This is a genomic window from Saprospira grandis (assembly GCF_027594745.1).
Taxonomy (GTDB): Bacteria; Bacteroidota; Bacteroidia; order Chitinophagales; family Saprospiraceae; genus Saprospira; species Saprospira grandis.
Window position 1 is genome coordinate 744,074 of sequence record NZ_CP110854.1, and the last position, 22,417, is coordinate 766,490.

General features: G+C 47.1%; 18 protein-coding genes. 8 read left to right on the forward strand and 10 right to left on the reverse strand.

Features of this window, described 5'->3' with window-relative positions; genetic code table 11:
• Positions 1–45: 45 nt before the first annotated feature.
• Both OP864_RS02845 and OP864_RS02850 read left to right on the forward strand, forming a co-directional pair.
• Positions 46–411, forward strand: coding sequence for a cupin domain-containing protein (locus OP864_RS02845; protein ID WP_270099789.1), 366 nt, complete (start codon positions 46–48; stop codon positions 409–411).
• On the forward strand, positions 392–3,370 hold the full coding sequence (locus OP864_RS02850) for a CHAT domain-containing protein (protein ID WP_270099790.1): 2,979 nt from the start codon (positions 392–394) through the stop codon (positions 3,368–3,370). The genes OP864_RS02845 and OP864_RS02850 overlap by 20 nt, the downstream gene beginning before the upstream one ends.
• 60 nt (positions 3,371–3,430) lie before the next feature.
• Here the strand turns inward: OP864_RS02850 and OP864_RS02855 are convergent, their stop codons facing one another.
• From OP864_RS02855 to OP864_RS02870, 4 genes are all read right to left on the reverse strand, one after another.
• Positions 3,431–4,057 (reverse strand): IMPACT family protein, encoded by a 627-nt coding sequence (locus tag OP864_RS02855; protein ID WP_270099791.1) that lies wholly within the window; start codon positions 4,055–4,057, stop codon positions 3,431–3,433.
• A 10-nt stretch (positions 4,058–4,067) separates the two neighbouring features.
• Positions 4,068–4,889, reverse strand: coding sequence for a 1,4-dihydroxy-6-naphtoate synthase (locus OP864_RS02860; RefSeq protein WP_270099792.1), 822 nt, complete (start codon positions 4,887–4,889; stop codon positions 4,068–4,070).
• A 187-nt stretch (positions 4,890–5,076) separates the two neighbouring features.
• Positions 5,077–6,093, reverse strand: coding sequence for a threonine aldolase family protein (locus OP864_RS02865; protein ID WP_270099793.1), 1,017 nt, complete (start codon positions 6,091–6,093; stop codon positions 5,077–5,079).
• A 233-nt stretch (positions 6,094–6,326) separates the two neighbouring features.
• The gene (locus OP864_RS02870; protein ID WP_270099794.1) at positions 6,327–7,559 is read right to left on the reverse strand and encodes an acetyl-CoA C-acyltransferase; all 1,233 of its coding nucleotides are present in this window, start codon (positions 7,557–7,559) and stop codon (positions 6,327–6,329) included.
• A gap of 201 nt (positions 7,560–7,760) precedes the next feature.
• Here OP864_RS02870 and OP864_RS02875 point away from each other — a divergent pair, with 201 nt between their 5' ends.
• Positions 7,761–8,276, forward strand: a complete 516-nt coding sequence (locus OP864_RS02875) for a hypothetical protein (RefSeq protein WP_015691172.1) — start codon at positions 7,761–7,763, stop codon at positions 8,274–8,276.
• Positions 8,277–8,385: 109 nt separating this feature from the next.
• Here the strand turns inward: OP864_RS02875 and OP864_RS02880 are convergent, their stop codons facing one another.
• Entirely contained in the window at positions 8,386–11,016 is a 2,631-nt protein-coding gene (locus OP864_RS02880) for a M43 family zinc metalloprotease (protein WP_270099795.1), read from the reverse strand.
• 565 nt (positions 11,017–11,581) lie between these two features.
• On the opposite strand from OP864_RS02880, the gene OP864_RS02885 reads away from it, so the two are divergent.
• Positions 11,582–12,472 carry a hypothetical protein gene (locus tag OP864_RS02885; RefSeq protein ID WP_270099796.1) on the forward strand — a complete coding sequence of 297 codons (891 nt, stop codon included), beginning with the start codon at positions 11,582–11,584 and terminating at the stop codon, positions 12,470–12,472.
• A gap of 40 nt (positions 12,473–12,512) precedes the next feature.
• On the opposite strand, the gene ung is transcribed toward OP864_RS02885, so the two are convergent.
• The 5 genes from ung to OP864_RS02910 all read right to left on the reverse strand — a co-directional run bounded on the left by ung (position 12,513) and on the right by OP864_RS02910 (position 16,380).
• Positions 12,513–13,193: a uracil-DNA glycosylase gene (gene ung / locus OP864_RS02890; protein WP_270099797.1), complete on the reverse strand. Its 681-nt coding sequence runs from the start codon at positions 13,191–13,193 to the stop codon at positions 12,513–12,515.
• A gap of 85 nt (positions 13,194–13,278) precedes the next feature.
• Complete coding sequence (locus OP864_RS02895; protein ID WP_015691177.1) at positions 13,279–13,929, reverse strand: hypothetical protein; 651 nt, start codon at positions 13,927–13,929, stop codon at positions 13,279–13,281.
• 12 nt (positions 13,930–13,941) lie between these two features.
• Entirely contained in the window at positions 13,942–14,361 is a 420-nt protein-coding gene (locus OP864_RS02900) for a RusA family crossover junction endodeoxyribonuclease (protein ID WP_270099798.1), read from the reverse strand.
• A gap of 202 nt (positions 14,362–14,563) precedes the next feature.
• A complete protein-coding gene (gene nth / locus OP864_RS02905; RefSeq protein WP_270099799.1) occupies positions 14,564–15,247 on the reverse strand; it encodes an endonuclease III in 684 nt (227 codons plus the stop codon).
• 260 nt (positions 15,248–15,507) lie between these two features.
• Complete coding sequence (locus OP864_RS02910; RefSeq protein ID WP_270099800.1) at positions 15,508–16,380, reverse strand: sigma-70 family RNA polymerase sigma factor; 873 nt, start codon at positions 16,378–16,380, stop codon at positions 15,508–15,510.
• Between the two features lie 396 nt (positions 16,381–16,776).
• Between OP864_RS02910 and OP864_RS02915 the strand changes: the two genes are divergently transcribed.
• From OP864_RS02915 to OP864_RS02930, 4 genes are all read left to right on the forward strand, one after another.
• Positions 16,777–17,151, forward strand: coding sequence for an START-like domain-containing protein (locus OP864_RS02915; protein WP_002659955.1), 375 nt, complete (start codon positions 16,777–16,779; stop codon positions 17,149–17,151).
• Between the two features lie 77 nt (positions 17,152–17,228).
• Entirely contained in the window at positions 17,229–18,287 is a 1,059-nt protein-coding gene (locus OP864_RS02920; RefSeq protein WP_270099801.1) for an SPFH domain-containing protein, read from the forward strand.
• A 72-nt stretch (positions 18,288–18,359) separates the two neighbouring features.
• The gene (gene pbpC / locus OP864_RS02925; RefSeq protein WP_270099802.1) at positions 18,360–20,774 is read left to right on the forward strand and encodes a penicillin-binding protein 1C; all 2,415 of its coding nucleotides are present in this window, start codon (positions 18,360–18,362) and stop codon (positions 20,772–20,774) included.
• A 305-nt stretch (positions 20,775–21,079) separates the two neighbouring features.
• Positions 21,080–22,045: a polymorphic toxin type 23 domain-containing protein gene (locus tag OP864_RS02930; RefSeq protein ID WP_270099803.1), complete on the forward strand. Its 966-nt coding sequence runs from the start codon at positions 21,080–21,082 to the stop codon at positions 22,043–22,045.
• Positions 22,046–22,417 lie beyond the last annotated feature (372 nt).

Genomic DNA, 22,417 nt, shown 5'->3' on the forward strand with positions numbered 1-22,417 from the left:
TTCTGCTCGATAAGTTTTATCTTAAAAAAAGTAAAACAAGCAAATATGTCCAGATACTTTAAAGCCGCCCAAGAAAGTCCCGCTTTCTTGGCAGGAGATGCTACCCTTTTGCAAGAAATTGCCCACCCACTAAAAGATAATTGGCCCATAGGCTATAGCTTGGCCAAAGCCCAACTAGATGTCGGCCAAGCCAGTCTGCCCCACAGACTAAAAAGCAGTGAGCTCTATTATGTAATCTCGGGAGCCGCCAGCATTTTTATTGATGGCCAAGAACAAACCCTGCAAGCAGGCGATTGCTGCCTAGTGCCCGCCCAAGCCGAGCAATATGTGCAGCAAAAAGGCGATCAGCCCTTTCATTTTCTTTGTATTGTAGAACCCTATTGGCAAGAAAATGATGAAGATATCCTATAAACTCCCCCTGCTTTTCTTTCTCTTTCTTTGGAGCCTCCCACAGCTACTTTTGGGACAAGAAAAAGAACGCATAGACAGCCTAAAACGCCTAGGACAAGAAGAAAGCGTTTTGGGCGCCCTGAGCTATAGCCAATGGGCCAAAAAAGTATTTAAAAGCAAAAATTATAGTGAAGCCCTTCAGCTTTTTGAAGAGGAAATTCGCTGTAGAAGCCATTTGCCCGATACCGGCGAACTGCCTACGCTTAAGGTCCGCGCCCATTATAATGCTAGCCTAATGGCTAGAGTAATTGGCCAATATGAATTGGCTAAAAAGCATGGCTTTGCCTGCCTCAATAGCAGCAAAAAACTATTGGGAGAAAAAGATGTAGAAACCCTAGATGCCTATCGACTCCTTGCCGATATTGGCTATTATAGTCAGGCCTATGAACTAGAACAAAACTATGGCGACACCGCCCTTTGGCTTTGTGAATCCGCCAGCCCCCTAGACAGCAGCCGCTATACTAGCCTGCTGGTTTTGCAAGCCGCCCGAGAAATCAAAAAAGGCTTTTATGTAGAAGGCGAACAGCTCCTAAAAAAAGCCCTGGCCATAGAACAACAACGCCCCAAAGATAACCTCAAGGTCCAAAAAAGCTTGGCCAAAATCTATAATGACTTAGCCGTCATTTCTGATTATCAAGACCGCTTTGGAGCCGCCCTTAGCTTTTATAATAAAGCCCTAGCCCTGCGCAAAAGTACAGGCGGAGAAGAACAACTCTCGCTAATTTGGCTCTATGATAATATGGGCGTGCTCTACCACCGTATGGACCGCCCCCTCGATGCACTAGAGTACCAACATCAGGCCCTAGATATTGCCAAAAAACTAATTGGCGAAGACCACCCTCGCTATGCCTTGGTCTTGCAGCATTCTGCAGTATCTTTTGAAAAACTCAAGCAATATGGACAGGCCGAAAAACGCCTAAAAAAAGCGATTCAGATTTATACCCAAAGCCTAGCCGCAGACCACCCCAAAGTAAGTACCGCCAAAATGAGGCTGGCCAAGTTTAAATCTAAGCAGGACTGGCCAGCAGCCCAAGCCCTCTTTCAAGAAGCAGAAAATATTCTGCTCCAAAATCCAGAGAGAAACGCTCCCGCCCTAGCCGACCTCTATTTTGAGTGGGCCGATGCCGCTGACAAGCATAAATTAGGGCCTGTTATTTTAGAAAAAACAACCCTCGCCCTAGCTGAAAACCGATTCCAAACAAAAGATGGCTACCGAGAACCGCGTCTGGCCTTGCGTTGCTGGACCCTCTGGCTGAAGTACGCTAGTTCAGCTGATTTTGGACCTAAAAAACAAGCGCTATTTGCCCTACAAAGCAATATTCATCGACAATTAGAGCGTAGCGCCAACCAAAGCGATAAACAACTGCTGCTCTCTACTGCCAAGCATTTTTATGGCGCCTATATTGACCATATTTACCGCTACAAAGAGCAATATCTCCAAAAAGAAGAGATGCGCAACCAACTCTTGGCCCTCTTTGAAACTAGCAAATCAGTGCTGCTCAAACACAGTTTGGCCCTACACCAAAAACTCGCCAGCCTAAAGCTAACAGCAGAAAAGGAAAAAGCCTGCTTGCAGGCCCAAAAACAAGCGATCTACTATGAAGAGCTCTGGACCCAAGCCGACCCTCAAGATAAAAAAGAGTTTAGTCGACTGGAAAAGCAATATGAACAGGCCAAGGCCAAATGGCTGGCCCTCAAAGCTGAAGTAGGCCTAGATAAAGACAAACAAAAGACCTCTAGCTGGCAGCTCCCCTTGGCAAAAGAGCTACAGGGTAAATTGGCCCAAAAAGAATTGCTTTTGCATTACTTCTCTAATCAAGATGGGCATTTTCGCCTCAGCATTAGCCAAAATAGCTTTGAGCTAGAACAAATCAATGAACTGCTTTTAGAAGGCCCCATTATCCGCCTAATCAATAGCTTTTATGATAGCGAAGCCCTCTTTGAACTAGATGCCCGCATTCGGTATCAACAGTTTTTAGCCGATGCAGAACTGCTCTCGCAGCTCTTACTCCCCAAAAACTTAGGACAGTTTGAGCAATTGAGCATTGTGAGTGATGGTATCTTAGAATACCTCCCCTTTGAACTGCTCCTTAGCAAAAAAGCAGGCCCCAAAGATAATTTCCAAACCCTCCCCTATTTGGTCAAAACAAAAAGTATTCGCTATGTTTATAACTGGGAGGTCCTGCAAAAACAAGAGCAGCATATTCCACAAAAGCATCCCAAAATGCTAGCCCTAGCGCCTATTTATAATTGGGAAAGCCCCATGCACAAACCCCTAGCCGGCGCCCAAGAGGAGGTGGCCTGGCTGCATAAACGCTACCCCTCTAAAAATATAGCGCCCTTTCCCAATAAGCAGGAATTACTAGCCAATATCGGCAATTATCAGTTGGTGCATTTGGCCATGCACGCCTTGGCCCCAGATAGTAGCGATGCCTTTTTGCTGCTGCCCGAAGAAGGACCAAAAGGTCGATTAGATAGTAAGGAGCTAGCCGCTCTCTCCCTAGAAAATCAAGATCTCCTCGTTCTTTCAGCCTGCCAAACCGCCCTCGGTAAACAAAATAGCGGCGAAGGTGTCATGAGCCTTGGCCGGGCCTTGGCCCATAGTGCCGCCCCCTCGGCTATGGTGACGCTCTGGTCTTGGAATGATGAATCAGCAGTCTATCTGATGCGCCGCTTTTATATTCATTTAGAGCAAGGCTCGCCTAAGGATAAGGCCCTGCAAGCAGCCAAATTAGATTATATCAATAATGCAAAAGAAATGCATTGCCACCCCTTTTTCTGGGCTGCCGCTATTCTCTACGGAAACCGACAACCCCTGGCCCTTCAACCCAAAGCAAATTATAGCCCCTACTATTGGGGCGGGGCCGGACTAGCTGCCTTGTTGATCCTTGCACTTGCCTTTTGGCGCCGAAAATCTTAAGCTAAATAACAAAGCCCTCCGTCAATTAGACGGAGGGCTTTTTCTTTGCCTCTTTTCAAGCTATTCTTCTAAGCCCTCTGTTTTAATGTCTGTAATCAAAGGGTCATCTAGGCGAGCCTGTAGCTCAGGCAGACGAGAAAGCGGCAAGGATAAGGTCAAAACAACTTCTTCCGCCGCATAATCAGAGCTTTTGATGTCCATCTCCGCCCCTTTGAGGTAGTTCATCCAATCACTAAGCAAGGGATAGGGCAAAAAGAGCTTGACTTTCTGTTTCAATATGCGCACGACTGTCGGCGCCTCATTTAAGGCCTCAAAACTAGCCGCCTTATAGGCCGTTTTCAAACCCGAGGTTCCCAATTTGGTCCCCCCAAAATAACGCACTACCACAATCAAACAATGGGTCAATCCAAAGCTATCAATCTGACCCAAAATAGGCCGACCCGCCGTTCCCGAAGGCTCCCCATCATCATTGGCCCGATAATGCGTTTTGTCTAATCCCAAACGCCAGGCATAACAATGATGCCGCGCCTTAAAATGCAACTGCCGCAGCTCCTCCAAGTAGAGCTGGATCGCCTCTTCATCCTCTACCTCATAGGCGTAGGCTATAAATTTACTCCCTTTTTCCTTGTACCATCCCTCTCGGGGCTCCGCCAAAGTCGTGTAGCGGTCAATAATTTCTGCTGACAAAATAAGGCCTTTAAATTGCTACCCAAAGGGGCAAATCTGCTTGAATACCGAGGCTCTGCATCAATTGCGCAATAGCCGCCTCTCCCTTTGGTCCAAAATCAATGCTGTTTTCAGTAACATACAAATTGATATGCAGCTGACAAACTTCTGCATCCATTTCTTGGGCATGCTCCGCTACATATTCCGCCGAGGCCCGCGGATGCGCAAAGGCATATTCTACCGATTTACGCAATAATCGCCCAATCTTTTGCTTGAGCGCCTCAGGCAAGTCTCTACGGACCGCTATGCCGCCCAAAGGGATCGGCAAGCCCGTTTGCTCTTCCCAATGTTGCCCCAAATCCATCACTTTGTGCAGGCCTCTTTGAGCATAGGTAAAGCGGTTTTCATGTATCAATAACCCCAGATCTACTTGCCCGCCAAGTACCGCCCCCTCAATATCCGAAAACAAGTATTCTTGCCGATTTTGAGCCCCTGGAAAAGCAAAAGACAATAGGAAATTTGCCGTGGTATGCTGCCCCGGTATCGCTATTTTGGCCTCCGCCACTTCTGCGGCCCCAAAAGGCCGAGCCCCCACCAATAAAGGCCCACAATTGTTCCCCAATGCAGAACCCGCCCGCAAGAGTTGGTAGTCTTTCCACAAATGCGCAAAAGCATGATAACTCAACTTGCAAACAGGCAACTCTCCCGCAAAAGCCAAGCGGTTCAGCTCCTCTACATCCGCATGATGCACCTCAAACTCTAACCCCTCTGTATCTATTTTCCCATGCACCAAAGCATCAAAAATAAAGGTATCATTGGGACAAGGCGAATAGCCTATTTTGATCTTTTCCATTTCTTTTTTTTATTTTTCTTTTGGGGCCTCCGCAGCAAAGCTGCGGCGCTACGCTTCGGGGCTCGCTGTTCGCTCGGCCCTTCGGCGCAAAGCGCCTCGGTCTGGCCCTGCGGGCCACCCGCTCCGCATCGCTAGGCCAAATGGGAGTCCTCTGCTTCAACCACCCCAGCCGCCCTACAGCATCTAATTAAATAGAACACAAGATTTGCTTGGCCTGCTGCATACTCCCTAAGGAAATATCCAGATGGGTCACTAGGCGGATCCATTGGCCCCCAAAGGGAACCGCAAGCAGGCCTTTGGCCGCCAATTGGTCCAAAAATGCCTGAGGCGAAAGCTCTTCCTTTAAACGAAAGAGCACAATATTAGTTTGTACGGGAGCCAGTTCTTCACAATAAGCTTGTTGCGCAATGAGCTGGCCTAATTCAGCCGCTTTTTCATGGTCTTCCGCTAGACGGGCCCATTGTTGGTCCAAAGCATATTGTCCAGCCGCCGCCAATTGGCCAGTTTGCCGCATCCCTCCACCAAAGAGCTTGCGCAAACGCCTAGCCGAGTGGATAAAATTGGCACTGCCCAGGAGCAAGGAGCCAATAGGGGCCCCTAGGCCCTTAGAGAGACAAATCGAAATGCTATCAAAGCAGGCCCCTACTTCTTTTTCGCTATAGCCTTTGGCCACAATAGCATTGGCAAGGCGGGCCCCATCTAAATGGACGGCCAAATTATTTTCTCGGGCTAGTTGAGAGAGGACCTGCATTTGGTCCAAATCATAACAACTTCCCCCTCCTTTATTACAGGTATTTTCAAGGACCAAGATTTGGGCATTGGCCTTATGCAAATCATGAGGGTTGGGCAAAGCCGCCAATAAACTTGAGGGCTGCATCAATCCCGCCTCATCATGGGTCAAAATTGGGCTGAGTCCAGAATGAAAGCTAATGCCTCCTACCTCATATAAATATACATGTGAACGCTGATCGCAAATGAGGCTGCCTGGGGCCGAGCTATGATTTTTGATCGCAATTTGGTTGGCCATGGTCCCGGAGGGACAAAAGAGGCCCGCCTCCAAGCCAAAGCGTTGGGCCGTTTCTCTTTCTAAAGCATTGGTTAAGGGGTCTTCGCCAAAGACGTCATCGCCTAGGGGGGCCTTTTGCATGGCGGCCAGCATGCCTTGGCTAGGGCGAGTGACCGTATCGGATCTAAAATCTATCATAAAAGGAAGGTTAAAGTAAAAAATGAGTGGGCTAATTCTTTGGTCCAAATCCTGCGTCCTACAGGCGGCGAAGCCGCCGCAAAGGAGCGAAGCGACTGGCCTAGCGATGGAAGGCAGGGCGGCGAAGCCGCAGACCAAGGCCGTCAGGCCGCAGGGCCGAGCGAACAGCGAGCTGCCGAACGTAGCGCCGCAAGGCGAAGCCGCAGCGGAGGCCCCCCAAAAAACAGAAAAAACTAAACTCTTTCGACTAGGAGGGCCGCACCTAGGCCTGCCCGGGCCGAAATGGCGATACAGCCCAATTGTTTATCCTCTTTTTCGAGGCCATCGAGCAGATTGGCCAGGGCGATGCCGCCCATAGCGCCGGCGGCATAGCCCCAAGCAATATCGCTACCGAAGATATTATATTGGTCCAGCGGAATATCGAGAGCTTGAGTAAAATGCAGGCCAACAGCGGCGAAGAGCTCCACTTTTTCCCAAAGTTCAATATCATTTTTGTTCAGGCCAGTTTGGGCCAGCAACTGCTTGACGGCCTCTAGGCCAGCGGTACAGCTGAGGGTAGGATCGACAGCCACCACCTTAGCGCTTAAGATTTTGGCTCGGGCTTTCAGGCCCAATTGCTCGCCAATTTGGGCATTACCGATTAGGGCCATAGCCGAGCCATCGGCCAATTGGGCGGCAGAGGCGGGCGTATGCAAATGCTCCAGATATTCAAGGGAGGGATAGCGCATAAGGGCCATAACATCGAGGTCCTTGGCTTCTTTTTCGGAGAGGATGGGCGCAAACTGGGCCATATCTTCGGCCTTTAGGCCATGGCGAAGGCACTCATTTTTTTCGAGAATAGGCAGGCCATTTTGGTCATAGACCAGAGCGGCATTGTGGCGGAGCCATTTAGCGGCCTGGCTTTTCAGGGCTCTTTGGTGCATCTCGAAAGAATATTCGTCTAGTTCTTGGCGGCTAAATCCTTGCAAATTGGCGAGCAGATCGGCGCTAAGGCTAGGCGGCACAAAATTGACGGCGGCACGGACCAGCGGGTCATAAATCATGGCGCCTCCGTCGCTAAGTTCGGGCACTCGGTTCATACTTTCTAGTCCCCCAGCCAAAACCAATTGCTCCCAGCCGAGTTCTATTTTTGCTGCGGCCATTTGCAGGGCCTCTAGGCCAGAGGCGCAAAAGCGGTTGATTTGGGTACCAGCCACCTGGTAGGGCAAGCCAGCGTAGAGGGCGGCGGCTCGGGCGATATTGCCGCCTTGTTCGCCTACGGGCGTCATGCAACCGAGGAAAAGATCGCCGATATAATCGGCAGCAGTGGGTTGGGCTTTGAGCACTGCCTGAATACTACTATCGAGTAATTGGATAGGTTTTATTTCTTGTAGGGGGCCACTATTTTGGCCGGCGGCCCTTGGGGTTCGGCTAGCGGCATATATAAATACATTTTGCATTTTATCGACATCTATTTTAGTGGTCATGAAAAGACAACAGCTTGAGCTAAATTAAAGGCTAATATTGGCTAATTCTTCCTTATTTTAGTTGGGCCGAGGGGCCTTAGCTAAGTGTAGCTTACTGTCTTACTGGAGCTTTTAGTTATTTTCTAGCGGCCTTGAGTATTTTGCTTCGTTTATTTTATTTGGCTGGGCTTGAACATGCCCAAAATAACAAAATTCAGGAATATGTTGCACGCTCCAATCAAACGAACCGCCTACCCTTGGGCCAAGCCAGCCTTTTATGTTTTTGCGGTCCTTTACCTTTTGGGATTTTGTTTGCCCGCCTACCATATCCACCCCTTAGTAGAGCTATTGATTCGGGAGCGTTTTGCTTTACCAATGCCAGCGGATTCGCTATGGGGCTATCAGGTTCCGATTTACTTCTTGAAGCAGATGGTTGATTCGCCTTTATTGCTTTTGGCCAATATGGCCAACTTCATCGTTCTATTTATGTTTGCCTATCAGCTCATTCGGCCATTGGGGGCTTATATTTTGCTTAAAAACGCCTTAGTTATCTTAATGTTGGTGGGCACAGTTATTTGGCCCTTGCTTCTGCGTACGGGTTTTGACTGGGGCTATTATCTATGGGCCTTAGGGGCCTTAGGCATGAGCTTTTGCTTTTTATCCCAGCCTTTAAATCAGTCTAAAGATACCGCTTTGGAGAATACAGATATTTTGGATGCCGACTATTTTTCCTCTTAGAATAATAGGTCCTCTATACCGCCCCTAAAGCGCTTCCTTTATTTTGGGCCCAAAAAAGGGCGCCTCCAAAGTATGGAGGCGCCCTAAAAGTACTTATTGCTTTAACAGATTAGTTAATTTTCACAAACTTCTGTTTGATTTGCTGGCCATCGGCTTGGATGGCGGTGAAATAGTAGAGTCCATCTGCGAGTTGGTCGATTGAGACCGTATGTTGTCCATTTTGCAATTGACCGCTCCAGATTTGGCGGCCCATAGCATCAAAAATTTGGGCATCGACAGTTCCTTCGCTACTGAGTTCTACCTGCAGTTGTTCGCGGGCGGGATTTGGATAAAGGAGGAGCGAGAACTCTTCTTTTGTGGCCAAATCTGCCGTTGTTCTGCTAGAAGAGAGGCAGAAGTTGGTGGTTTCGCTGCTCCCGAAGCTAGCGCCGCTTGCGAGGAGATCCCCTTGGGCGTTAGTTAGGCTATAATCGCCATTGCCGTAGCTACAGCAGATACCATCTCCATATTGGTCATAAATAACAAAGCTATAGCAGCCATTGGGTAGGCAGATATCTTCATTGTGGTTGGTTCCGCTATAACTATTACCGCTAGCCACTGCTGTATTATTAGCATCTAGAATTTCCCAGCTTGTTTCTCCAGGATAATTATCGAAGTTAATATTTAGGTTAAGTGTTTCACAGCCGCTACCGCCGCCAGTGCTACCGCCAGCATCTTCTAGCTGAATATTATCGATAGCCATATCGCTGGTATAGCTAGTTCCGGTACTTCCATAGAAGCGGAGTTGAACCGTTTGCCCGGCATAGCTGCTAAGGTCTACAGTAGCCGAGAACCAGCTATTGCCTTGGTTGCCAGAAGTACTCCAGAGGCTGCTCCAGTTGGTCCCATCAGTAGATGCTTCTAGGCTAAGGGTACCCATATCGCTACCATACATATGATAATCGAAGCTAAACTCGGGGCTGCTTAGGCCGCTCAAATCGAAGCAAGGAGCGTTTAGGACTGCTACTTTGCTGGGATAATTGGGTGAAGAGGCCTCAATATAAAGGTAAGTTGATGCTTCTGAGGCGGCAGAGGGGCCAGTAGAAGAAGAACCAGTTGCTCCGCTGTTTTCGGTCCAATCGATATCATCATTCGCATTTTGGCTCCAATCGCCTAGGCCAGACTCAAAGCCTTCGGTATAAGGAAAGCTAGTAATTGTATTTGCGCAGACAGTTCCTGTTCCGCCGCCAGTGCTCCCGCCAGCATCTTCCAGCTGAATATTATCGATAGCCATATCACTGGTATAGCTAGTTCCGGTACTTCCATAGAAGCGGAGTTGAACTTGTTCTCCGACATAGCTGCTGAGATCTACAGTAGCCGAGAACCAGCTATTGCCTTGATCTCCTGTTGTGCTCCAGATATTGGTCCAGCTTGTTCCGTCGGTACTTGCTTGTAGGCTAAGGCTCCCCATATCGCTACCATACATATGATAATCGAAGCTAAATTCGGGATTAGCAACTGCGGCCAAATCAAAGCAAGGCGTATTTAGGATAGCTACTTTGCTGGGATAATTGGGCGAAGAGGCCTCAATATAAAGGTAGTTAGTAGCTTCTGAAGCGGCAGAGGGGCCAGTAGAAGAAGAAGGCGTACTACCATTATTTGAGGTCCAATTGATATCATCATTACTACTTTGGCTAAAGTCGCCTAGGCCAGACTCAAAACCTTCGGTATAAGGGAAACTAGAAATAGCGGTTGTACAGAAAGTGCTTCCGCCGCCGCCAGTACTTCCACCACAGCCATTAGAGCTTAATAGGCTTTCGCGGAAGCCGCCAGGAGCGAAGAGTGCCTGCATACGGGCCTTTTGTCCAGCCGTAAAGAGATTCATACAAGCATCATCTGAGTAATCCATATAGTTTTCGACCATATCGGCAGAGCCACAAGAGCGATGGCCTGCATCGCAGCCATAATTAGCGGCATCAGACTCTGGGGTATCTCCAACAAAGTCATCTTGTCCGCAAGCGCCATCGCCCCAGATGTGGCGAAGGTTTAGCCAGTGGCCCACCTCATGCGTAGCGGTACGTCCACCATCAAAGGGCGCTGTAGCTTGGCCCACTGTACCAAAATACTTATAGCCCATGACGACCCCATCGGTAGCAAAATCGCCAGAGCCGGGGAATTGGGCATAGCCCAAAATTCCGCCGCTGATATTACAGACCCACATATTGAGATATTGATCCGTGGGCCAAGCGTCTTTACCGCCTTGGCTGCTATACTTCATGGCGTCATTGGTCGAGAAACTAGAGACCGAGGTATAGGTTCGGGTAATTCCAGTAGTAGCATTGCCGTTGGGATCTACGGTAGCGAGGCAGAACTCGATTTCGGTATCTGCGGCTTGGGCCCATTTGTTATCCGCATCGGAGTTGGTGCGGCGAAAATCTTCATTGAGGACCTGAATTTGGGAAAGGATTTGTGCATCGCTAATATTTTGGGCAGTGGTATTATAAACCACATGCACCACTACGGGGATGGTGATCACAGAGCGGCTGCTATTGGCTTGGCCAGAGCGGATAAAGTTTTGCGTATGCTGCTCAATGCTTCGCATACGTTGCTCTACTGCGGGATTGGCCTGTTGTTGTTGCTGCAAAACATCCATGGCATGGCAATTTCGGGGGCCGGGCGGATGATTATGCTGGGCAGAAAGGCCAAAAGAAAAGCATAAAAAGAGGCAAAATGCAATTTGCCTAAAGGATAAAAAGTTCATAAACACAGAGATTAAATAGTTTAATGGAATTTTTGATTGCGTTAAATTTAGCTAGAAAATAGCGCTAAACCCAAATAAAATTTTGAATCAAAGCCCAAAATCCATTTATAAAACCAGTATTCAATCTATCACTATAACAAGATAAAATCACCTAGTTTAGAGTAGTTAGAGCAAAATTTTTTCTATGAGAAGCAGCTCTCCTAGAAAAAAGCTATAAACTATACTCATAATAAAGAAAAAGGCTAGAGTAACTGCTTTGATATCTAGTTCTTTATATAAGTCCCTTAGGGCCTAATAGATTTAAAAAATCTTCATCTGAATTTTAACTTATGTTAATCTTTGTTAAGATCAAATGGAAGCCTTTTTAGGGGGAACTATTTACGGCCCAATTTTTTCGGTGGACAGGCGGCGAAGCCGCCGCAGGCTGAGGGATGGACAGCAGTGGCGCGAAGCGGCAGACCGAGCCAGCGAAGCTGGCGAAGGGCCGAGCAGACCTGCGAGCTGCGACACAGCCCGACCCGCCCAAAGGGCGGGGCAGCCCCAAAACAAAACAACTTATATCCTTATGCGACTATTATCCCTTTTGATTTTCGGCCTTTTTTTGGGCCAGACGGTATCGGCCCAGCTGGACATTGAAAACTGTCAGTTTTTGCCTGATTTGAAAAGCTGTACGACCTTGGTTTTTATGCCTGCTTATGATACGGCCCAGCACCATAGTTATCGGCAATTGATTGAGCGAGAATGGAAGTTGACGCCTATAAAATTTGTTTCTTATCGCGAGTATTTGCAGTATAAAAACAAAAAGGGCTATGCGTATTTGTTGTTTGGCGACGATAAGATTAACAATGCCAGCCAGCGCTCTAGTTATGTATATTTGGAGCTTTGGCTTTGGGCCAATGCGCAAAAAAAGCGGATGGCTCGGATGGAGTTGTATCCCGATGCGCAAACCAGCCAGGATCCCTCTTTGATTTATGATTATCGTTTTCATACAGAGGGGCATATTTTCAATTGGTCGGAGGGGATGCTCAAGAATTATTTGCAGCAGATTCAGGACCATTTGCTGCGGGGACAAAAGCGCTCGGGTTTTCGGCCAGGGCCCGCCAAAGCCGAATTAAAAGCGCTGAAAACGGATACCCTTTTTGTTCCAGATTATGTGCTCAAGGAGTTTAATACCTATTGGGAGGCCAAGGGGACGCAATCGGCCCAAGAACTGATGGCCAAATACCCCTACCCCTATAAAATAGTTAGCAACAAGGAGTTATCTAAGCGTATTTTAGCCTGCCCCGAAGGGAAAAAGATTTATTATTTGCTTTTTGTGCGCAGCAATAGCGATAAATATGTCTCGGTGGTCGAGGGGCAATCGGGCGATATTTTATATAGTCGCCTACGGCCTTTGCAATTTAATTTGCGGCCCAAAGACTTGCAGCGTTTGGCCAAGAAAGTGAGTAAATTTTAAGTAAAAAGGGCGGTTGGAGAATTCTCCGACCGCCCTTTTGCTATGCCTCCAAACGCCAATCTATGGGCGTTTTTCCTTGTTTTTCTAAATGTGCGTTGGCCTTTGAAAAATGAGCCGAGCCCAAAAAGGCCGTTCCTGCCAAAGGCGAAGGATGCGTGGCTTCCAAAACCAAATGCTTACTTTCGTCAATCAGGACCTTTTTCTTTTTGGCAAAACCGCCCCAAAGCATAAAGACCAAGCCTTCTCGCTCTTCCGATAGCTTTTGAATGACGGCATCGGTAAATTTTTGCCAGCCAATTTTAGCATGAGAAGCCGCCTTTTTATGCTCTACCGTTAGGGCCGCATTGAGCATAAAAACGCCTTGATCGGCCCAAGACTCCAAACAGCCATGTTTTGGCGCTACAAAGCCCTCAATATCAGCCGTTAGTTCTTTATAAACATTGCGCAAAGAGGGCGGAATCCGTTGGCCCTTGGGCACCGAAAACGAAAGTCCATGCGCTTGCCCAGGTCCATGATAGGGATCTTGGCCCAAAAGGACCACCTTTACCTCATGAAAAGGGACCTTATTAAAGGCATTGAAAATAAGGGGGCCGGGGGGATAAATCGTTTTGCCGGCTTGCATATCGGCTTTTAGGCGCTCCTTAATTTTGGCAAAATAATCTTGTTCAAATTCTGCTTTTAGGGCCTCTAACCAAGAGGCTTCAATTTGTACTTGGCTCATATTTTTTAGTTCGATTTAGGCTAAATTTAAGGAGTTTGGCAGAGATTGTCCATAAAAAAAAGCCCCAAATTGGGGCTTTTATCGCTTAAACGCCTTTGGCTAAGGCATCCAATAATTTCTTTTCTACTTGCAAGAGTTCTTGCAATTTGGGCATGGCTTGGCTGTGCAAACGTCTTTGTTCTAGCTGCAAGAGTTGTCGGTTATCGACATAAGGTTGCAAAATTTCCCATTCTTCGAGGCTGAGCAAGGCTTTTTCTTGGACCAACTGCTGCAGCCGTTGCCGCAAATTATGCGCAGGAGGCTGTTCTTGCTGCTGCATACTATATAGGTAGCTCAATTGGTCAATTTTCTGCCAATAATTTTGCTGTTCTTTCAAAAATTTGGCCGTGGGAGCCTGCAACAAAAGCTGCAGTTGGGCCTGCTGCGAGCGAAGTTGATTGCGCAATTGCTGGCGCTGCGCCCGATGTTTGGGCGAGGTTTTCCAAATTGGGCCGGCCAAATCAATGCGCAAATTGGGCAAATCCTCGGCTAGTTCGGTAATTTCCTGAATCTGCTCTAGGCTGGGGCTATCCCAATCACAGTAAATAAAATAAACCTCCTCTTCCCCATCTTCCACCAGCAAATCAAATTTAAATTGCTGTAAATTCTGATGAAGATCATGAGCCGCTGGCCCCTCCACAATTCGCTTGGGAGCAGCCGCCTGATAGGCCGTTAGATAGGGTTGTAGTTTTTGCATTTTGGGGTATTTTTAACTAAGGCGAGTTTGCAACTCATAGGCCTCGATCGTAATCGAAATAAAATCTTCTTCTTGCTGAAAAGCATCTTGAAAACATCGAATCAAATAAGCTTTCGCTCCTCTAATGTCTTGAATATCATAAATGTTCCGTCCATGGGCACTTACTTTTTTAACTTGTTTGTCATCCAAGTAAACGGCCCCATTCAAAGCATCCTGAATGGGCTTAATAATATTGTCGGTATCCAAATCTGTTTCCCGATGATAATAGTAGGAAATCGATAATTCCACCTCCTGTTCACTGGGCAAATCTTTGCGTTTGGCCAATACTTTTTTGGCCTCTTTACGGATTCTCCCCTTCCAGCGTTCCCGCCTTTTTCCGCTCGATTGCACACTGGCCGGCTTGCCAATTACGGCAATCAATATTTTTCGCATTTCTTTTCTTTTCCTGTTTTTTGGGGCCTCCCGCAGCCCTTTTTTGGGGGGCTGCGGGCGCTAGGTTGCGGGGCTCGCTATTCGCTCGGCCCTGCGGCGGCTTTGCCGCCTGGGTCTGGCCCTTTGGGCCACCCCTTCACAGCGCTAGGCCGTTGCAGGCTTTGCCTGCAGGGCGCTTCGCGCCCTTTTCTGGACCAGAAATTTAGGCCTTTTTATCAAATTCCTCAAATAGTTCTTGGCGGCCATATTTGCTACAAATGGGGCATTCATAGGGGTTATGTCCTCTAGCGGGACAATACTCTCGACCAAAGAAAATGATTTGCAGATGCAATTTGTTCCAACTTTTCTTAGGAAATAATGCTTTTAGGTCTTTTTCTGTCTGCTCTACTGATTTTCCATTGCTCAATTGCCAGCGCCAAGCGAGGCGATGAATATGAGTATCTACGGGAAAGGCGGGATGGCCAAAGCCCTGCGACATGACCACAGAGGCCGTTTTATGGCCCATACCGGGCAATTTTTCTAGGGCTTCAAAGCTTTCGGGCACCTCCCCTTGGTACTCTTCTAGCAAAATTTGAGAGAGTTTAGAAATGGCCTTAGATTTTCGGGGGGCTAGGCCACAGGGCCGAATAATTCTTTCGATTTCCTCGACAGGCAATTTAATCATTTCGGCTGGCGTGCTGGCCTTTTCAAATAGAATGGGCGTAACCGTATTTACTCTAGCGTCTGTACATTGGGCCGAGAGCAAAACGGCCACCAACAAACTATAATTATCGGTATGTTCTAGGGGGATGGGCGTTTCTGGATAAAGCTCTTCCAGCCATTTCCGTATATTTTTGCTCACTGTTTTATGGCTAGGATAACGGCCGGGACGTTTTCTTTTGGGCATAAGTTAAAATCTTTTGAGTGCAGAGCAAGATACAATTTTTTGTGCAGACAGGCGGCTTGCACTAAGGGCAGAGCGGAGAAGGTCCATTTGGCCTAGCGATGTGCAGCAGTGCGGCGCAGCCGCAGACCAAGGCCGTCAGGCCGCAGGGCCGAGCAGACCTGCGAGCTGCGAAACGTAGCGCCGCAGCTTTGCTGCGGAGGCCCCAAAAAAAAGGCCTCCTATATATCAGGAGACCTTTAGATTTTTTGGGTTGGCTAAACTTAGCGGCCGAGATAAGCCTTGAGCAACTTACTTTTAGAGGTAGAGGTTCTCAATTTATTGATGGCTTTATCTTTAATTTGGCGAACGCGTTCGCGGGTCAGGCCAAACTTATCGCCAATATCTTCTAGCGACATAGGGTGTTGGTAACCGATACCGAAATAGAGTTTGATGACATCTCTTTGGCGATCGGTTAGTGAGCAAAGCGAGCGTTCGATTTCGTTGCGCAAAGACTCCATATATTCCAGATTGGCATCTGTTTGAGGAGTATTGGTATTTTCGAGTACGTCGAGCAGCGAGTTATCTTCTCCTTCTACGAAGGGCGCATCCATAGAAACGTGGCGGGCGGCCACGCCTAGGGTAGTTTCTACTTCATTGGAGCCGATAGAGAGCACTTGAGCGAGTTCATCGGCAGAGGGTTCGCGTTCAAACTCCTGTTCTAATTTAGAGAAGGCCTTATTAATTTTGTTGAGTGAGCCCACCTTATTGAGGGGAAGGCGCACGATACGAGATTGTTCGGCTAGGGCTTGGAGGATAGATTGGCGGATCCACCAAACGGCATAAGAGATAAATTTGAAACCGCGGGTTTCGTCGAAGCGTTGAGCGGCTTTGATTAGGCCGAGGTTTCCTTCATTGATCAAATCACTGAGGGAAAGGCCTTGATTTTGGTATTGTTTGGCCACAGAGACCACGAATCGGAGGTTAGCTTTGGTTAGGCGTTCTAGGGCGATTTGGTCGCCGGCCTTAATGCGTTTTGCCAAATCCACCTCTTCCTCAGGGGTCAACAAATCCACTTTACCGATCTCTTGCAGATATTTCTCTAGCGATTGACTTTCGCGATTGGTAATGGATTTGGTAATTTTTAACTGTCTCATGAACCTACTATTTTGAGAGGCAACTGATTAGCCTACAGTTGCGCTATATTTTGATTAAGATAGAAAATGCCCAACTACAAATATAGGGCTTTTTTGTGGTATTCGCTTCTTTAACTGCTATAAATGCCTTTTTTGTTCATTGCTTAGCGATTTTATGAAAAAATAAAGGGTTTAGGGGCTTTTGTGCCTTGGGAGGCCTTAAGTTTTTAAAGCATTCGTTTGCAAAAGTTGTTTTTTTATTTTTTATTACGAACGGAGATCGTTCTGTGGGTTTAAACAGCCACCCAATTTTCTCCCTAATCAGAAGATGCCCCATAGAGAAGAAAAAACAGGGCGTTGGTCACAGTGAATCTATGTAGCTTAGGCTGCTAGCTTCAGAAAAAAGAGAACATCCTTATGGACAGAAAAAAATTTAAGGTAGAATTTTTATTTCGGGCATCTCCGAAAATTGTATATAGTTTTCTTTCTACTCCGGACAATTTGACTCGTTGGTTTTGCGACGACTGTAATTTGGTTGATGGTCAATTTAGTTTTGACTGGGAGGGAAATGAAGAAATTGCCTTTTTGCTCGAATCTCAGGAAGATAGTTATTTACGTTTGCAGTGGGAGGATTTCCCCGATGAGTACTTGGAGTACAAAATGAGTCGTTCTGAAGTCACTGCAGAAACTATTTTAGAGATTACCGCCTTTTGTGATGAGGACGAAGTAGAGGAGGAAAAAGATTTTTGGGCTACTCAGATGGAATCTCTTCGTAGAGCCATGGGTGGCTAGCTTTTTGCTATTTCGTTTGCTCCCTTATTTTAGTGGTATTTTAGATGATTATCCCAATGACTTAAAACTTAAATACTATGTTTGGTTTCCTCAGAAATGAGATGCTCGAAGTGATCGAGTGGAAGGAAGATAGCAAGGACGTTGTGCTTTGGAAGTTTCCCGATAAAGATGCAAATATTAAATACGGTGCACAATTGACCGTTCGTGAGTCGCAGATGGCCCTTTTTCAGAATGAGGGGCAGATTGCCGATGTATTTTTTCCGGGTCGACATAAGTTGATTACGGAGAACATGCCGATTCTCACGACGATTAAATCATGGAAGCACGGTTTCAACTCTCCTTTCAAGTCGGATATTTACTTTGTTAGTGGCCGACAGTTTACGAATATGCGTTGGGGCACGCCCAATCCTATTTTCATTAAGGATCCAGAGCTCAACCGAGTTCAGGTGCGGGCCTTTGGGGTGTATTTCATCCGCATTAAGGACCCCAAGAAGTTTTATCAGGAGTATGCGGGCACCAAAGACATCCTTTACATCTCTGAGTTGGAGGATTCGCTAAGAGGTTTGATTGCGCCTAAATTTGCGGAGGCTTTGGCCAAGAGTGGCGTTTCTGCTTTTGATATTTATGCCAACTACTCGACTTTGGGTGATACGATTGCGCCTATTTTGCAGCAGGACCTAGATCCTTTTGGTATTGAGTTGACGAAGTTCCAAATTTCTAGTGTGTCTCTTCCCCCTGAGGTAGAAGAGCATATCAATGAAATGGCCAAGGTAAATTATACCTCGGATGCCAATTTGGATAAAATGCAGCGCATGGCCAATATTGAGGCAACAAAAGAATCGGCCAAACATGGCATTCAGCCTCAGCAGCTCCAAAATCAGAATCAGCAGCAGATGATGCAACAAATGATGATGCAGCAAATGATGCAACAGATGATGAATCAAGGCGGCGGCATGATGGGTAACAATAATATGCAGCAACAACAACAGCAGCAGCAACCTCAGGCCCAAGCCCCCAAGCTTAGCCGAGAGGAAGTGATGAAAAACCTTAGAGAGTTGGGAGAACTCAAAGAAATGGGTATCCTAACTGAAGAAGAGTTTAATAGTAAGAAAGCGGAGCTTTTGGCCCAACTTTAAGCCGAAGCAATTTCCCTTATTTAGTCAATCTTATCTTTTGAGGTAAGATTGACTTTTTTTAGCCCCTATCCTATGAAGATTTTCCGAGCTTTTGGCCGTTTTTTATATCGCTGGCGCTACCTCTGGCTGCTGAGTTTTTCGGCGGCACTCTTATTTTATATTTTTTGCCTACCCAAAACCCTATTTAAAGATCCTTATAGCTTTGTTTTATTGGATCGCAAAGGACAGTTTTTGGGGGCCAGAATTGCCCAGGATGGCCAATGGCGTTTTCCGCCTACAGATAGTTTATCTCCAAAATATGTTCGTTGCTTATTAGAATTTGAGGACCGGCGATTTTATTCACATTGGGGCATTGATATTTATGGCTTTGGTCGGGCAATTCGAGATAATTGGCAGGCGGGAAAAGTGGTTAGTGGGGGCAGTACAATTAGTATGCAGCTGATGCGCTTATCGAGAAAGCGCAAAGGGCGGGCCTTTAGCCAAAAAATTATGGAAAGTATTTTGGCCTCTCGTTTAGAATGGTCCTACTCTAAGGATGAAATTTTAAAGCTTTATGCTAGCCATGCCCCTTTTGGGGGCAATGTGGTGGGTATAGAGGCCGCAGCCTGGCGATATTTTGGAAAATCGGCCCAAGAACTGAGCTGGGGCGAAGCCGCCACCTTGGCCGTCTTGCCCAACAGTCCGGCCCTGATTCACCTAGGAAGAAATAGGTCGGCCCTAAAAAATAAACGCGATCGATTATTACAGACCTTGGTCAAACGAGAAGTTTTAGACAGTTTAGAAGCAAGTCTGGCCCAAAAAGAACCCATTCCCGAAGCCCCCCTGCCCTTGCCTCAAGAAGCCCCGCATTTACTGGAGCGGGCCCGCCAAGAACTAGGCGATGGCCTACAACTTCAAAGTTCTGTAGACCGACTGCTACAGCTACAGTTGTCGGCGCTTTTACAACGCTATCATCGAGATTATCGACAGCAAGAAATTTACAATATAGCGGCCTTGGTTGCCGATATAGAAACGGGAGAAATACTGGCTTATGTAGGGAATATTCAGGATGAGGACCAATCTGATGCCCATGCCGATGATGTGGATTTAATTCGGGCCGAACGCAGTACGGGCAGTATTCTCAAACCATTTTTGTACGCCTTTATGCTAGAAGAGGGCTTATTGAGTCCCAAAAGCTGGCAATCGGATGTGCCAATTTCTATAAAAGGCTATCGGCCTACAAATTATAGTGGGCAATATATGGGTTTGGTCCCTGCGGGCCAAGCGATTGAGCGCTCGCTCAATATTCCCTTGGTCCTGATGCTACAAGAATATGGGGTGGCCAAATTTAAGCAGCGGCTGCGCAGTTTGGGCATGAGTAGTTTGCATCGTTCGCCACAAGATTATGGCCTCTCCCTTATTTTGGGTGGAGCCGAGGGGCGTTTAGATGAAATGCTGGGCGGTTTTGCCAGTATGGCCCGTACCTTAAAAGCTTATGAAGAGCGGCCCTATTGTCCTTATTTGCCCGATCAGTTTCGCCCGCTCTCCTATCTGCCTAAGGTGGCCAATGAACAGCCCGCTTTAGAAAACTGCAGCGCCCAACCGCAGCTTTTATCGGCTGGAGCAATTTATCATTGTTTTCAAAATATGCAGCGTTTAGAGCGGCCCGCTTCTGAGGGGGCTTGGGAATATTTTGAGTCGGCCCGACCTTTGGCCTGGAAAACAGGCACCAGTTTCGGCTTTCGAGATGCTTGGGCCATGGGCGTAAATGGTAAATATGCCTTAGGGGTTTGGGTGGGCAATGCCGCCGGTGAAGGTCGGCCCGAACTAGTGGGCGTACAGGCTGCGGCCCCTATCCTATTTGATATTTTAGACCTTTTGCCCGCCGATGAGGCCGAAACATTTGTTTTGCCCAAAACAGAGTTGCAGCCGTTAATGGTTTGTGCGCATTCGGGTTATCGGGCAAAAGAAAACTGCATCAAAAAAGAGCGCTTATTGTTGCCGCCTTCGGCCCAATCGCAATTGCCTACTTGCCCTTATCATCAGCAATTGGTAGTGGATAGTGCCGAGCAGTACCGCCTACATGCCAACTGTGCCCCTTTGGCCGAGAGTAAACAAAAATCGTATCTGATGCTCCCCCCTTTGGAGGCCCATTATTATCGCTTGCGGCAGCCTTTGTATGAGCCGCCTCCAGCTTACCGCCCCGATTGTCTGGCCGATTTGCCCGAAGCGCCTAGCCGCATGCAATTTATTTACCCCAAACAAGATTTAAAGGTCTTTTTGCCCATTGATTATGATGGCCAGCGCTCTAAATTGGTCCTTAAGGTCACGCATCAGGATAATAAGGCCAAATTGCACTGGCATTTGGACCAGCTTTATTTGGGCAGCACCCAAGATTTTCACGAAATGGAGGTGCAGGCGGCCAAAGGCCCACATACTATTGTAGTGATGGATGAATTGGGCCAAAGCATTAAGCGAAATATTGAAATTTTATCTGAAGGCGATTAGGTTTTTTACCCCATTCCTTAGCCGAAGACCTTTTACGGTAGGTTAAAACCCACATGAATTTAACCGCCGAAGAATATGGCCAAAAGAAAAAAGACCGTTGAGCGGCCTAGCGATGCGAAAGGGGGCGGCGAAGCCGCAGACCAAGGCCGTCAGGCCGCAGGGCCGAGCAGACCTGCGAGCCCTGAAGCGTAGCGCCTGCCGAAGGCAGGAGGCCCCAAAAAAACAAAAATTAAATCTCTACATTCTGTCTTCAGGGACTAAAATAAAATGGGTACTTTTGAGCTTTTGCCACAGAATAATTTAGCATGAAACGCCCTCTTTTTTTTCTCTTCTTTTTATTGAGCAGTTCATTTTTGTCTGCCCAATCTTTGTCGCCACATTTTGGGGGACAATTGGGAATTAGTTTTAGTTTGGGAACGCATTTGCGGCGGATGGGCCTGATGGGGCATTTGTATTATGCGGGCGATTTTTATCAGTTGAATTTGCAATGGCATCAGCACTATAATTGGTCGGCTAGAGGGACGGATCAGCGGGCTTGGGAGAGCCAGATCAAATTGGGGGCGCAGGGAAGTTGGGGCCCAAAATATCAGCAAGTAGAGCAAATACATCCTTTTTTGACGGCGGCGGGGCAGCAAACGGCTCGGCCTTATGCCTTGGGCTATGCCTATATTTTTTATTTGGACCAATGGAAAACTTCGCAGCGTTCGGGTATTTTTTCTGCTCAGGTCAAAGATTTTCGCTTCTTTTTTGAGAATGATTTTTTGGCCTTTCAAAGTTTAGATCGTTATCGAACGGGGGCCATGGGCCTGCATTATCGCTATAAAGATTGGCAATTTGGCTTTAGCAATATTACGTATACGGGCGATGCCTACAGCCCTTATAGTCCCTGGATTAGCAATCCGAATTTTCCTTCTGCTTCGGGCTATATCGATATGGCTTCGGCTCCTTATGGCGATAAATCTTTGGGTATTTTGGCTTTAAAAGTAGATTGGCGGCCCCATTTTGAGGCCTTATCGCATGACTTTTTAGTGCATTTGCAACCGCAATTATCTTTGCGTTTGGGCGTAGATGCCGAGCAAATTCGGAATTTGGTCCAAAATAAATGGATCCATGATTCTAAATTGTTGCCATTGAACTGGAATGAAGAAAAAAATCCTCATATTCCAATGGTAGACAGCGAGGGCTGTTCTTATTTGTATTTGCCAGGCCAAAAAATTCGTCGGCCCCGCTTTTTTGGCGAGCTTCAACTCAATGAGGTAGAATTTTATTGATTTTTTTTGATCTGTTTTTTTTGGGGCTGCCCTTCACTTCGTTCAGGTCGGGCTGTGCACTGGCTCGCAGGTCTGCTCGGCCCTGCAGTTTTTTCGCTACGCTCAAAAACTTTGGTCTGCGGCTGCGCCGCCCCAGTTTCCATCCCTCAGCCGCTCATCTTGTTTTTTTCAGTCTATCTTTTTTCTTCGGCAGTTTAAGGACGAGAATTTTTTTCTAAAATAAATATGGCCAAGATATTTCACTGGCCTCAAAAAAAGGGCAGCAAAAACATTTAGTTTTTGCTGCCCTTCCCTATTTGAAAGCCGCTAATTGAAAGGCCCTAAAAAAAGCTAAACTTTTATGAGCGAACCACTTGCGCTTAGTACAAAAAA